General features: G+C 41.0%; 1 rRNA gene. It reads right to left on the bottom strand.

Going from position 1 to position 322, the window contains the following annotated elements:
* Positions 1-86: ribosomal RNA gene (locus GYK42_RS28910) — 23S ribosomal RNA — on the bottom strand; the annotation flags it as partial.
* Between the last annotated feature and the right edge of the window lie 236 nt (positions 87-322).

Raw genomic sequence — 322 nt, 5'->3', positions numbered from 1 at the left:
ACTCCCCGCAGCTTATCGCAAGCTACTACGTCCTTCATCGCCTGTAATCGCCAAGGCATCCACCATGTGCACTTATTCGCTTGTCCCTATAACGTTAGCCTCTCATCATTTGCATGATGAAAGAGCGTTACAGGGATAAGAAAGTACAACGTTGTTGCTTGTTTGTTGATACATACAATCATTACCCATCGATTTACCTTTTACGGCAAACCGATCAATAAATAATCTTTACTTCTTCCAGATTGTTAAAGAACGAAACAGCTTTGATCGCTAAAAGATCAAACCTAAACCTAGCGGCTTACGTTTGCACTTTCGAGTAAAA

The organism is Janthinobacterium lividum (assembly GCF_011601275.1).
GTDB lineage: Bacteria > Pseudomonadota > Gammaproteobacteria > Burkholderiales > Burkholderiaceae_D > Janthinobacterium > Janthinobacterium lividum_E.
Note: the sequence above shows the minus strand (reverse complement) of the source record. Positions and strands in the feature narration are given on the sequence as shown.